8 protein-coding genes are annotated in these 11,619 nt (G+C 66.7%); 5 read left to right on the top strand and 3 right to left on the bottom strand.

What is annotated here, in order from left to right:
• Window positions 1-93: 93 nt before the first annotated feature.
• A complete protein-coding gene (locus C8D03_RS14490; protein WP_108047122.1) occupies window positions 94-957 on the top strand; it encodes an outer membrane protein in 864 nt (287 codons plus the stop codon).
• Window positions 958-1,029: 72 nt separating this feature from the next.
• On the opposite strand, the gene gpmI is transcribed toward C8D03_RS14490, so the two are convergent.
• Window positions 1,030-2,544: a 2,3-bisphosphoglycerate-independent phosphoglycerate mutase gene (gene gpmI, locus C8D03_RS14485; RefSeq protein ID WP_108047120.1), complete on the bottom strand. Its 1,515-nt coding sequence runs from the start codon at window positions 2,542-2,544 to the stop codon at window positions 1,030-1,032.
• 107 nt (window positions 2,545-2,651) lie between these two features.
• On the opposite strand from gpmI, the gene C8D03_RS14480 reads away from it, so the two are divergent.
• Together C8D03_RS14480 and C8D03_RS14475 are read left to right on the top strand one after the other, a co-directional pair.
• The gene (locus C8D03_RS14480) at window positions 2,652-3,410 is read left to right on the top strand and encodes a haloacid dehalogenase type II (RefSeq protein WP_108047118.1); all 759 of its coding nucleotides are present in this window, start codon (window positions 2,652-2,654) and stop codon (window positions 3,408-3,410) included.
• A 27-nt stretch (window positions 3,411-3,437) separates the two neighbouring features.
• Window positions 3,438-4,124: a glutathione S-transferase family protein gene (locus C8D03_RS14475; protein WP_108047116.1), complete on the top strand. Its 687-nt coding sequence runs from the start codon at window positions 3,438-3,440 to the stop codon at window positions 4,122-4,124.
• Window positions 4,125-4,202: 78 nt separating this feature from the next.
• Here the strand turns inward: C8D03_RS14475 and C8D03_RS14470 are convergent, their stop codons facing one another.
• Entirely contained in the window at window positions 4,203-5,711 is a 1,509-nt protein-coding gene (locus tag C8D03_RS14470; RefSeq protein WP_181300980.1) for a sensor histidine kinase, read from the bottom strand.
• Window positions 5,712-5,999: 288 nt separating this feature from the next.
• On the opposite strand from C8D03_RS14470, the gene C8D03_RS14465 reads away from it, so the two are divergent.
• Both C8D03_RS14465 and C8D03_RS14460 read left to right on the top strand, forming a co-directional pair.
• Complete coding sequence (locus C8D03_RS14465; protein WP_108047112.1) at window positions 6,000-7,673, top strand: formate--tetrahydrofolate ligase; 1,674 nt, start codon at window positions 6,000-6,002, stop codon at window positions 7,671-7,673.
• 118 nt (window positions 7,674-7,791) lie between these two features.
• Window positions 7,792-9,561 carry a sensor domain-containing diguanylate cyclase gene (locus tag C8D03_RS14460; protein ID WP_108047111.1) on the top strand — a complete coding sequence of 590 codons (1,770 nt, stop codon included), beginning with the start codon at window positions 7,792-7,794 and terminating at the stop codon, window positions 9,559-9,561.
• Between the two features lie 75 nt (window positions 9,562-9,636).
• Here C8D03_RS14460 and ftsH read toward each other — a convergent pair whose 3' ends face one another.
• Window positions 9,637-11,562 carry an ATP-dependent zinc metalloprotease FtsH gene (gene ftsH, locus C8D03_RS14455; RefSeq protein ID WP_108051662.1) on the bottom strand — a complete coding sequence of 642 codons (1,926 nt, stop codon included), beginning with the start codon at window positions 11,560-11,562 and terminating at the stop codon, window positions 9,637-9,639.
• Window positions 11,563-11,619: the final 57 nt, after the last annotated feature.

Raw genomic sequence — 11,619 nt, 5'->3', positions numbered from 1 at the left:
AAGTCTCATTTAAGAAATTGCGAGCATGGTTGTCCTGTCGGTAACTCGCGCGGGCCGCGTTCTTGGCGTCGCGCAAACTCAAGGGACACTGCCATGGGCAGCCTGAAAACTTTCGCGCTGGCAGGCGCCTTGGCGCTCGGGGCCTCCGCCGCCACCGCCGCGGATCTCGCCTACGCTCCGCCTCCCCCGGAGCCGCCGGTCCTGAGGGGCACGATCAACAGCGGCTTCTATCTCCGCGGCGACATCGGTGTCGGCGAGACCAGGGTGCGCAAGTACCACCAGCAGGACGTTGCCGCCGTCGGTGGCAGCTTCTTCGGCGAGACGGACAATTTCTCGGTCTTTGCCGGTATCGGCGCGGGCTATCGCTTCAGCAACTGGTTCCGTGTCGACGTGACCGGCGAATATCGCGGCTCCTCGACCATCGGCGTCAGCGACTCGCTGAGCTACAATAACGGCTTCGGCATCGTTCAGCAGACCAACACCTACAAGGGCAATCTCAGCTCGATGGTGACCCTGTTCAACGCCTATGTCGATCTCGGGACCTGGAACTGCCTGACGCCCTATATCGGCGGCGGTATCGGCTACGCCAGCAACCGCATCAGCGGCCTGACCGACCAGGGCATCGTCTTCGCCGGCGGCCCGTCCTCGGCGACGCTCGGCACGGCCGGCAACGGCACCAAGTCCAATGTCGCCTGGGCCCTGATGGCGGGCGTCGGCTACGAGGTGAACAAGAACCTCACCCTCGAAGTCGGCTATCGCTACCTGAACCTCGGCGAAGGCCAGTCCGGCTACATCCGCAACGCCTTCCTGCCGCAGACCTATGCGCCGCTGAAGGCCAAGGAAATCGAGAGCCACGACATCAAGATCGGCATGCGCTGGAACTTCGGCGAGCCGGATTGCTGCGGCCCGGTCGAGCGTCCGATCTACGCGCCGGCCCCGACCGTCCGCAAATACTGAACCCGACACCTGACCATCAAGGCGGCGCGGACCCTGGTCCGCGCCGCTTTTGCTTGGGCGCGAGCGGAACGCTCAGCGCAGCAGCGAATGGCCGGTCATCTCGGCCGGCTGGGCGATGCCGAGCAGCGCCAGCAGCGTCGGCGCGACATCGGCGAGCCGCCCGTCCGCGAGCCCTTTGGCCCCGCTGCCGACGACCATCACGGGCACCGGAAAGGTCGTATGGGCCGTGTGGGGCGCGCCGGTGACCGGATCGACCATCAATTCGCAATTGCCGTGATCGGCGGTGACGAACAGCGCCCCTCCCGCCTGCGCGATCGCATCAGCGATGCGGCCGAGCCCGGCATCGACGGTTTCGACCGCCTTGATCGCCGCGCTGAGCACGCCGGTATGGCCGACCATGTCCGGATTGGCGAAGTTCAGCACGACGAGGTCGTAGCGGCCGGACGCGATCGCCTTGACGGCACGGTCGGTCAGTTCCGATGCCGACATCTCCGGCTGGAGATCATAGGTCGCGACCTTGGGCGAGGGCACCATGATCCGGTCCTCGCGCGGATAGGGCGTCTCCTCGCCGCCGTTGAAGAAATAGGTGACGTGCGGATATTTCTCCGTCTCGGCCATGTGGACCTGCGCGAGACCTGCCTTCGCGACGGTCTCGCCGAGCCCGTTGGCGAGCGTCTGCGGCGCGAACAAGGCCGGCATGACCTGGTCAAGTTCGGCGCTGTAGGAGGTCATGCTGACGGCCTTGACCAGAAGCGGCCGGCGCGGCCTCACGAAACCGGAGAAATCCGGGAACAGCACCGCGTCGAGAATTTCCCGGATCCGGTCCGAGCGGAAGTTGAAGCTCAGCAGGCCGTCGCCGTCCTGCATGCCGGTATAGCCGCCGATCACCGCCGGCGGGATGAATTCGTCATTGATCCCCTCGGCATAGGCGCTCGCGATTGCCGCTGGAGCATCCGCGAAGACCCGCCCCGCCCCCAGCACCATCGCTTGCCAGGCCTGCTGGACACGCGTCCAGCGGTTGTCGCGGTCCATCGCGAAATAGCGGCCCGACAGCGTCGCGATCTTGGCCTGCGGCGGCAGGGCGGCGATGAAATCGCGAACGAAGCCGGCCGCCGATCGCGGCGGCGTATCGCGCCCGTCGGTGAAGATGTGGACGCACACCGGAATGCCCTGCCCGACCAGGATATGCGCCAGCGCCACCGCATGGTCCTGATGCGCATGGACGCCGCCGGGCGAGACCAGCCCGAGCAGATGACAGGAGCCGCCGCTCGCCTTGAGCGCGGCGATCAGCCCGGACGCGGCCAGCACCTGCGCAATCGAGCCGTCCCGGATCGCCTGGTTGACGCGCGGCAGGTCCTGCATCACCACCCGCCCTGCGCCGAGATTGAGATGGCCGACTTCCGAATTGCCCATCTGCCCCTCGGGCAGGCCGACATCGAGCCCCGAGGTCTTCAGGAAGGCGCGCGGCGAGCTTGCCCAGAGTCGGTCGAAATTCGGCGTATGCGCCAGCCGGACGGCGTTGTTCTCGCTCTCCTCGCGCCAGCCCCAGCCATCGAGGATCATCAGCATGACGGGACGCAAGGACATGGTCGACCTGTGAGCAATCGGGAAAGCCATTGTGCGAGTATCACGCCGCGCGCCGAAAACGCGAGTGCTAAGAAGAGATGACAAAAGCACGCGGCACGAGGGTGGCCATGGCGATCAAGGCTCTGGTTTTCGACGCCTACGGCACCTTGTTCGACGTGCAATCCGTCGCGGGTGTCACCGATGCGGCCTTCCCTGGCCATGGCGAGGTCATCACCCAGATCTGGCGGCTGAAGCAGCTCGAATACACCTGGCTGCGCGCCCTGATGGGGCGCTATGCGGATTTCTGGACCGTCACCCAGGATTCTCTCGCCTATACGCTGGAGACGCTCGGCCTCGCCGCAACGCCGGATCTCGTCGCGAAGATCGCCGAAGCCTATGACGGGCTGGCGCTGTATCCGGAGGCGCGGCAGGCGCTGGAAGAGCTCGCTCCCTTGCGACTGGCGATCTTTTCCAATGGCAGCGCCGCCATGCTGAAACGGCTGGTCGCCCAGGCCGGCATCGGCGGCCTGTTCGAGGCCGTGATCAGCGTCGACGAGATCGGCGTCTACAAGCCGGATCCGCGCGGTTACCGGCATGTCGAGATGCGTCTCGGGCTGGATCGGCAGGAAATCCTCTTCGTTTCCTCGAACGGCTTCGACATCGCCGGCGCCAAGGCTCACGGCTTTCGCGTCGCCCGGATCGCACGCCTTCCCCGGGAGACCCTGCGCCGGGAACTGGCCGGCGCCGGCACGATCGGGCCCGCGCTGATGTTCAAGGCGCTGCGGATGCAGCCCGAGCAACTCGGCCTCGATGCCGATGTGAGTATTGCCGCCCTGACCGATCTGGTTTCCTATGCCGCCCGACAGAACGACCGACACCAGGGCTGACGCGTCCCGCCGCCCGAGGAGCCCGCGATGATCAAGCTCTATTACCACCCCTCGCCGAACCCGGCGAAGATCGCGCTCTTCCTGGAGGAGGCCGGGCTTCCCTACGAGATGGTGCCGGTCGACACCCGCAAGGGCGAGCAGTTCAAGCCGGAGTTCCTGGCGATCAATCCCAATGCCAAGACGCCGGCGCTGACCGATGGCGACGTGACGGTCTTCGACAGCAACGCGATCCTGCTCTACCTCGCCGAGAAGACCGGGCAGTTCCTGCCTGACAACACGCCCAAGGCGCGCGGCGAGATGCTCTCCTGGCTGATGTTCGTCGCGACCGGCATCGGCCCCTATTGCGGCCAGGCCGTGCACTTCGCCCGCTTCGCACCCGAAAAGATCCCTTATGCGATCAACCGCTACGCCCGCGAGGCCGAGCGCCACTGGGGCATCATCGACGCTCAGCTCGGCAAGCAGCGCTACATGCTGGGCGAGACCTACACGCTGATCGACATGTCGGTCTGGGGCTGGGCGACGCGGCTCTCCTTTGCGGTCGGCGAGGAATGGGCCACGAAATTCCCGAATGTGAAGCGCCATCTCGACGAGATCTCGGCACGCCCGGCCGCCCAGCGCGCCGTCGCGCTCAAGGACGCCTTCACCTTCAAGACCGAGTTCGACGACGAGGCCCGCAAGTTCCTCTTCCCGCAGAACGTCCACCTCGCCGGCTGAAGCATCGGCCCGAAAACGGGTTTCCGGTTTTCGGAAAAGCCGATGCGGTAGCGACGGAGGTGAACAGCGCCGCCGGCCTCAGGCCGGTTCGCCGTTCTCCTCGCGGCCGTCCTTCAGCGCCTCGAGCGGAGCGTCCAGCGTGAAGACGAGCCCCGTCGGCAGATAGGCGCTCTCGGCCCGCCCCTGCGCCGAGGGGAAGGTTCGTTCGATCAGGCGCGAGCCGAAGCCGCGCCGCGACGGCGCGACGACGGGGGGCCCGCCGCTCTCCTGCCAGCGCAGGCGGAACTGCGGCGCGCCGTCGATCTCGTCGACCCGCCATGACAGGACGACGATTCCCGACTGGTTCGAGAGGGCGCCGTATTTGACCGCGTTCGTCGCCAGCTCGTGCAGCACGAGGGTCAGCGCGAGCGCGGGCCGCGGGCCGAGCAGGACGTCCGGACCGCTGATCTGGAACCGGGCGGGGTCGCCCTGGATGCCGACGACGCTTCCGGCGATATCCACCATGCGCGCATTGGCCCTGTGGCCTCCGACAACGAGATCATGGGCGCGCGAAAGCGCCGCCAGCCTGGCGCTGAAGGTCTCGTTGGCGGCTTCGAGCGAGGTGGCGCCGCGCAGCGTCTGCGAGGCGATGGCCTGGATCATGGCGAGCGTGTTCTTCACCCGGTGGGCCAGCTCCTGCATCAGCAGGCGCTGCTGCGCTTCGGCCTCCTTGCGCTCGGTGATGTCGAGATGCGCCCCGACCAGCCGCACCGGCTGCCCGGCCTCGTCACGCTCGATCTGCGCCACGGCCGAGATCCAGCGCACGGCGCCGTCCGAGGGGCGGATGATCCGATAGTCGATCTGGTAGTCGCGGGCCGTCCCGGCCAGGGTTTCGCGGAAATGGCTCTCCACCATCGCCCGCTCCTGCGGATGGATGCGCCGAACCCAATTCTCATGGCTTTCATGCACGGCCTCGGGCGGCAGCCCGTGGATCAGCAGATATTCCGGAGAGCGCTTGTTGTGGAAGCCGTCGCGGAGATCGACCTCGAGACCGCCGACCTTGCCGATCTTCTGGACCTGGGCGAGCTCCCGTTCGCGTCTGCGCAGCGCCTGCTCGGCCTCGTCGCGCGCGCGCTGGGTGCCGACCAGCGCCGTCGTCTCGATGACGACGGCGAGAACGCCAAGCACCTCCCCGCCCTCATCGAAGATCGGGCTGTAATCGACGTTCAGGCAGACATCCTCCGCCACCCCGTTCCGGTGCAGGACGAGCGGCAGATCGCGATAGGACAGGGGCGCACCGCCAAACACGGTGCGCATCACCTCCTCGTGCAGATCGATCACCTCCGGCCAGGCGTCAAACACGCCGAGGCCGAGAATTCCCGGATGCTTCGCGCCGGCGATCACCCCATAGGCGTCATTGTAGAGCAAGAGCCCGGACGGCCCCCAGAACATCACCATGGGTGTCGGAGAGGCCAGAACGAGCTGTAGCGTCGATTTCAGCCGCTCGGGCCATGCCGAGGACGGGCCAAGCACGGTCTCGGCCCCGGTCCAGCTCCGCAGGAGCGCCCCGACCTCGCCGCCGCCGACCGGCCACAATCGCTCAGACATGGCCGTTTCCCCCGAGCCGACCGGCATGCATTTTTGTACGATTCCAAACTAGGCCATTGCCAGCCCGCGCCCAAGCCGGCAAGGCCAACTGGCGCTCGCCGCGCAGCACTAGCAGGCGGGACAGGAGCGTCGCACGTCAAATGACATATCCGTTTCCGGCCCGGCCTGCAGCGCAGCAGCACTCCCGCTGCCGCGAAAGCAGTGGCAGAGCGCCCGCTTTCGCGGCAGTGTCGCGAAACGATTCCGCACCGGCACGAACCGGCGGACGGGACCAGGAAGAGGGTATGGATGCCGACTGATATCGAGATCGCGCGCGCGGCCAGGCTTCAGCCGATCGCGGATACTGCGGCTACGGCCGGCATCCCGGCAGCCGCCCTCCACCCCTACGGCAAGTTCATCGCCAAAGTCGACACGCACGAGATCCCGGATTTCGCGACCCGCCCCGACGGCAAGCTGATCCTCGTCACCGCGATCAGCCCGACGCCCGCCGGCGAAGGCAAGACGACAACCACGGTCGGGCTCGGCGACGGTCTCACTCGCATCGGCAAGCGCTGCGTGATCGCGTTGCGCGAGCCCTCTCTCGGCCCCTGCTTCGGCGTCAAGGGCGGCGCGGCCGGCGGCGGCCATGCGCAGGTCGTGCCGATGGAGCAGATCAACCTGCATTTCACCGGCGACTTCCACGCCATCACCAGCGCGCACAACCTGCTCGCGGCTCTCGTCGACAACCATGTCTACTGGGGCAACGGCCTCGGCCTCGACACGCGCCACATCACCTGGCGGCGCGTCATGGACATGAACGACCGCGCCCTGCGCCAAACAGTCTCCTCGCTCGGCGGCGCCAGCAACGGCTTCCCGCGCGAGGACGGCTTCGACATCACCGTCGCGTCGGAGGTGATGGCGATCTTCTGCCTGGCGACCGATCTCGATGATCTCGAGGCGCGGCTGGGCAGGATCGTCGTCGGCCGGACGCGCGACAAGCACCCCGTGACGGCGGCCGACCTCAAGGCGACCGGCGCGATGAGCGTGCTCCTGAAGGACGCGCTGATGCCCAATCTGGTGCAGACGCTGGAAGGAACCCCCGCCTTCGTCCATGGCGGCCCCTTCGCCAACATCGCCCATGGCTGCAATTCGGCGATCGCCACGCGCACCGCGCTGAAGCTCTCCGACTATGTCGTGACCGAGGCCGGCTTCGGCGCGGATCTTGGCGCCGAGAAGTTCTTCGACATCAAATGCCGCAAGACCGGGCTCAAGCCCGCCGCCGCCGTCGTCGTCGCGACCGTGCGGGCGCTGAAGATGCATGGCGGCGCGGCTCGGGAAGCGCTCGGCCAGGAGGACCTGGCGGCGCTGCAGGCCGGCCTTGCCAACCTTGCGCGCCACGTCGGCAACATCCGCAAGTTCGGCGTGCCCCCGATCGTCGCGATCAATCACTTCACCAGCGACACCCGGGCCGAGCACGAGCTGATCGCGAGCTTCTGCCGCAACCATCTCGGCGTCGAGGCCGTGATCTGTCGGCACTGGGCCGATGGCGGCGCCGGCACGGAGGACCTCGCGCGCAAGGTCGTTGCGCTGGCGGAGAGCGGCGAGGCCGATTTTGCGCCGCTCTACCCCGATGCCCTGCCGCTCTGGGACAAGCTCGAAACCATCGCCCGCGAGATCTATGGCGCCGATGGCATCTCCGGCGACGCCAGGGTGCGCGCCCGCTTCGCCGAACTCGAGGCCGCCGGTCACGGACGCCTTCCGGTCTGCGTGGCGAAGACGCAATATTCCTTCTCTGCCGACCCGACCCTGCGCGGCGCACCGACTGGCCATATCGTTCCCGTGCGCGAGGTCAGGCTCTCGGCCGGCGCCGGGTTCGTCGTGGCGATCTGCGGAGACATCATGACGATGCCGGGCCTGCCGCGCGTTCCGGCGGCCGAACGCATCCATATCGACGCCCAAGGACGCATCGAAGGCCTGTTCTGACGGGAGCGCTGGTGGCCGGCGGCAATCCTTGGCGGTTTCTTAAAGCCTTGCCGACAGGATTCCAGCGCTGCCGGCTCGCAGCGTTTCGCAGCGGCCGGCCCGAGGAGACGTCGTACCGATGAGATTCGTCGCGGGAGCCGCGCTGCTGCCCCGGGGCCTCCGGGCCCGGGTGCTGGGCTGGACCCTGGCTATCCTGATCGCAGTCGCGCTGCCGACGGCCGGCGTCTTCATCTGGCTCGTTGACAGCACGGTGGTGAAGCTCGGCACGCTCTTCGCCGAAAAGCAGATTCTGTTCGACCGCTATCGCGGCCTGGAATCGCTGATGCGCGAGGTCTCGCTGGCCGAGACGGTGGCGCGCTCCCCGGCCATCCTGGAATGGGCGCAGGACGAGGCTGATCCGGGCAAGGCCGAGCGCGGCCTGGCCGAACTCGAGCACTACCGGCTCTCCTTCAAGGACCAGAGCTATTTCGTGGTGCTCGACGGCTCGGGCAATTACTATTTCAACGACAAGGACAACAATTACGAGCACGGCCGCAGGCGCTACGTCCTCTCCCGCACCAATCCCCGGGACGGCTGGTACTACAAGACGGCGGCGCTCGGTTCCGGCTGCCATCTCAATGTCGATCACGACGACAACCTCAAGGTCACCAAGGTCTGGATCAACTGCATCATCCGCCGCGGCGAACAGGTACTGGGCGTCGTCGGCACCGGCGTCGACCTGAGCCAGTTCATCCGCGAGGTTGTCGACATCCCGCAGACCGGCGTGCAGAGCATGTTCGTCGACCGCAACGGCGCCGTGCAGGCGCATCGTGACCCGAAGCTGGTCGATTTCCACAGCCTGACCAAGGACATCAAGGCGAAGAAGACGATCTTCCTCCAGCTTGATCGCGAGCGCGACCGCAGTGCACTGGCCACGATGATGGAACAGGTCACCGCCGGCGGCGCGCTCGTCCGCTCGCGCTTCATGCAGATCGAGGGCCGTCAGGTGCTCGTCGGCGTCGGCTATCTCGATAGGCTCGGCTGGTTCAACGTCACCCTGATGGATGTCGACCAGATCATCGATCGGCGCCTTTTCGTCCCGATCGCACTGCTGCTCGCCGTCATGCTGCTGGCTGCGGCCGCGCTGATGACGCTGCTGTTCAAGCGTCGCGTGCTCGACCGGCTGGCGCGCGTGGAAGGCGGCGTGCAGCGCGTCCAGGCCGGGCACTTCGACACGGTCGCGACCGATTCCGGCGATGACGAGATCGGCCGGCTCTCGCGCGCCTTCGGCGACATGGCGAAGGCCGTCGGCGACAACACAGACCGCCTCGAGCAGATGGTGCAGGAGCGCACCCAGACGCTGGAACGCCTCGCTCATCTCGATCCGCTGACCGGTATTTTCAACCGCCGCGGTTTCGAGCGCGCCTTCGCCGCCGAGCAGAACCGGGCCAGCCGCGCCGGGCATCCGACAGGGCTGCTGCTGATCGACATCGACGACTTCAAGCCGGTCAACGACATCCACGGCCATCATGCCGGCGACAAGGTCATCGTCGCAGTCGCCCGCCGCCTGAGCGAACACCTGCGTAATTACGACATCTGCGCCCGCTGGGGCGGCGACGAGTTCATCCTGCTGCTGGACGATGCCAGCACCGCCTCGCTGTCTTCGGTCTCGGCCAAGATCATCGCGGCGGTGCGCGACATGCCCGTCATGCTGGCGGAGGACTTGTCGCTGCCCGTCACGGTCAGTATCGGCGCCTGTCTCGTCACAGCTCAGGAGACGCTGGCCGACGCCGCCAGCCATGCCGACACGGCGCTCTACGCCGCCAAGCAGAGCGGCCGGAATACCTTCGTCATCCATGACGGGACATCGCGTGGCGAGGCGAGGCATACGCCGCTGGCGCTCGGCTGAAGCGCTCCGGTCACCCCAAAGCAGAAAGGGCGCCCTTGCGATGCGCCCTTCCCGATCAATCCAGAAAATCCCGCCTCAGGCCTGCGGCTGCGGCTCCAGCCCGGCATCGGGCTCGCCACGCTTGCGGCCCTTGCCGGCGCTCGGCACGGCAGAACCACGCGGCGCGGACGGCGTATCGTCGAGATCGCGCGAGGGGCGCTTGCCGGCGATCAGATCGCGAATTTCCTCGCCGGTCAGCGTCTCGAACTCGAGCAGGGCCTCGGCGACCGCCACGAACTGCTCGTGATTGTCGGTGAGGATCTTCTTGGCGTCCTGATAGCCGGTATCGACCAGCTTCTTGACCTCGGCATCGATCTTCTGCGCCGTGGATTCGGAGACGCTCTGGCTGCGGCCCATAGACATGCCGAGGAAGACCTCCTCCTGGTTGTCGCCATAGGCCACCATGCCGAGTTCGTCGGAATAGCCCATCTGGGTGACCATGGCCTTGGCCATCTTGGTCGCCTGCTGGATGTCGCCGGTCGCGCCCGAGGTCACGTTCTCGCGGCCGAAGGTCATCTCCTCCGCGACACGTCCGCCCATGGCGACCGCGAGCTGCGAGGTGAACTCCTTGTATTTCATCGAGTAGCGGTCGCCTTCCGGCAGGAACTTGACCATGCCGAGCGCGCGGCCGCGCGGAATGATCGTCGCCTTGTGCACCGGGATGCCGGCCGGAACATACAGGCCGACGATCGCGTGGCCGGCCTCGTGATAGGCAGTGAGCTTCTTCTCCTCCTCGGACATCGCCATGGATTTGCGCTCGGCGCCCATCATGACCTTGTCCTTGGCATCCTCGAACTCGGCATGGGTGACCATGCGCTTGCCGCGGCGGGCCGCCAGAAGCGCCGCCTCGTTGACGAGGTTCATCAGATCGGCGCCGGAGAAGCCGGGCGTGCCGCGGGCGAGGATGCGCAGATCGACATCCGGCGCCATCGGCACCTTGCGGACATGGACCTTGAGAATCTTCTCGCGCCCGGCGACATCGGGATTCGGCACAACGATCTGGCGGTCGAAGCGGCCCGGGCGCAGCAGCGCGGGATCGAGCACGTCCGGCCGGTTGGTCGCGGCGATGATGATCACGCCCTCGTTCGGCTCGAAGCCGTCCATCTCGACGAGGAGCTGGTTCAGCGTCTGCTCGCGCTCGTCATTGCCGCCGCCGAGACCGGCACCGCGATGACGACCGACGGCGTCGATTTCGTCGATGAAGATGATGCAGGGCGAGTTCTTCTTGGCCTGCTCGAACATGTCGCGCACACGGCTGGCGCCGACGCCGACGAACATTTCGACGAAATCCGAACCCGAGATGGTGAAGAACGGCACGTTGGCCTCGCCCGCAACGGCACGCGCCGTCAGGGTCTTGCCGGTGCCCGGAGGGCCGACCAGCAGTACGCCGCGCGGGATACGCCCGCCCAGCCGCTGGAATTTCTGCGGGTCGCGCAGGAACTCGACGATCTCCTGGAGGTCTTCCTTGGCCTCGTCGATGCCCGCGACGTCCTCGAAGGTGACGCGACCATGCGCCTCGGTCAGGAGCTTGGCCTTGGACTTGCCGAAGCCCATCGCGCGGCCGGCACCGTTCTGCATCTGCCGGGACATGAAGATCCACAGGCCGATGAAGATGACGAAAGGCAGCGAATTGACCAGCAGTGCCATGAACCAGGGCGTGCCCTCGGCCGGAGCGCGGGCCGAAACCTGCACGCCCTTCTGGGCCAGCGTCTTCAGCAACTGCGGATCGCCATAGGGCGCATAGGTCACGAAGCTGCGGCCATCCGAGAAGGTGCCGGAAATCTCCTGCCCCGCCACGACGACGTTCGAGATGCGCCCGGCCTCGGACTCGTTGATGAGCTGGCTGTAGGGAATCTCGTTCGTGCTGGCGCGCTGGCTCGGGCTCTGGAACAGCGTGACGAGCGCCAGCACCAGCAGGAAGATCACCACCCAGAGGGCGAAATTGCGGAAATTCGGATTCATCATCTGTCCGATCGGGCCTGCCGGACCAACCGGAAGAGGCCAGGAGTTTGCAAGTTC

It is taken from the genome of Bosea sp. 124, assembly GCF_003046175.1.
Taxonomy (GTDB): Bacteria; Pseudomonadota; Alphaproteobacteria; order Rhizobiales; family Beijerinckiaceae; genus Allobosea.
Note: the sequence above shows the minus strand (reverse complement) of the source record. Positions and strands in the feature narration are given on the sequence as shown.